Below are 1,704 nucleotides of genomic sequence, written 5' to 3' on the forward strand. Positions count from 1 at the left end.
GCTTTTGTCAGATCGTTCTTTAAAAATTCGGATATGTGATAGATATAGACTGATGGCCAGTTTCACTGCTGGTTAATCAGGCTAAGGTAAAATTTGTGAGTTCTGCTCGAAAGAGCAACATGCGAATTTTCGGCGAATGTCGTCTTCACAGTATAACCAGATTGCTTGGGGTTATATGGTCAAGTGAAGAAGCGCATACGGTGGATGCCTTGGCAGTCAGAGGCGATGAAAGACGTGGTAGCCTGCGATAAGCTTTGGGGAGTCGGCAAACAGACTGTGATCCAGAGATCTCTGAATGGGGGAACCCACTCAGCATAAGCTGAGTATCTTGTACTGAATACATAGGTGCAAGAGGCGAACCAGGGGAACTGAAACATCTAAGTACCCTGAGGAAAAGAAATCAACCGAGATTCCCTTAGTAGTGGCGAGCGAACGGGGACCAGCCCTTAAGTTGATTTGAGATTAGTGGAACGCTCTGGAAAGTGCGGCCATAGTGGGTGATAGCCCCGTACACGAAAATCTCTTGTCAATGAAATCGAGTAGGACGGAGCACGAGAAACTTTGTCTGAATATGGGGGGACCATCCTCCAAGGCTAAATACTACTGACTGACCGATAGTGAACCAGTACCGTGAGGGAAAGGCGAAAAGAACCCCGGAGAGGGGAGTGAAATAGAACCTGAAACCGTATGCGTACAAGCAGTGGGAGCCTACTTTGTTAGGTGACTGCGTACCTTTTGTATAATGGGTCAGCGACTTATATTCAGTGGCGAGCTTAACCGAATAGGGGAGGCGTAGCGAAAGCGAGTCTTAATAGGGCGTTTAGTCGCTGGGTATAGACCCGAAACCGGGCGATCTATCCATGGGCAGGTTGAAGGTTAGGTAACACTGACTGGAGGACCGAACCGACTACCGTTGAAAAGTTAGCGGATGACCTGTGGATCGGAGTGAAAGGCTAATCAAGCTCGGAGATAGCTGGTTCTCCTCGAAAGCTATTTAGGTAGCGCCTCATGTATCACTCCAGGGGGTAGAGCACTGTTTCGGCTAGGGGGTCATCCCGACTTACCAAACCGATGCAAACTCCGAATACCTGGAAGTGCCGAGCATGGGAGACACACGGCGGGTGCTAACGTCCGTCGTGAAAAGGGAAACAACCCAGACCGTCAGCTAAGGTCCCAAAGTCATGGTTAAGTGGGAAACGATGTGGGAAGGCTTAGACAGCTAGGAGGTTGGCTTAGAAGCAGCCACCCTTTAAAGAAAGCGTAATAGCTCACTAGTCGAGTCGGCCTGCGCGGAAGATGTAACGGGGCTCAAACCATGCACCGAAGCTACGGGTGTCATCTTTGATGACGCGGTAGAGGAGCGTTCTGTAAGCCTGTGAAGGTGAGTTGAGAAGCTTGCTGGAGGTATCAGAAGTGCGAATGCTGACATGAGTAACGACAATGCGAGTGAAAAACTCGCACGCCGAAAGACCAAGGTTTCCTGCGCAACGTTAATCGACGCAGGGTTAGTCGGTCCCTAAGGCGAGGCTGAAAAGCGTAGTCGATGGAAAACAGGTTAATATTCCTGTACTTCCAGTTATTGCGATGGAGGGACGGAGAAGGTTAGGCCAGCCTGGCGTTGGTTGTCCAGGTTTAAGGTGGTAGGCTGAAATCTTAGGCAAATCCGGGATTTCAAGGCCGAGAGCTGATGACGAGTTGCCTCTA

Annotated in this window: 1 rRNA gene (only partly in view); it reads left to right on the forward strand. The window is 49.9% G+C overall.

Annotated features, from left to right (window positions below):
• Positions 1-177: 177 nt before the first annotated feature.
• A 23S ribosomal RNA gene (locus ACIQYU_RS26375) occupies positions 178-1,704 on the forward strand; it runs 1,463 nt beyond the window's last position.

This window comes from Pseudomonas sp. NPDC096925 (assembly GCF_044762545.1).
Taxonomy (GTDB): Bacteria; Pseudomonadota; Gammaproteobacteria; order Pseudomonadales; family Pseudomonadaceae; genus Aquipseudomonas.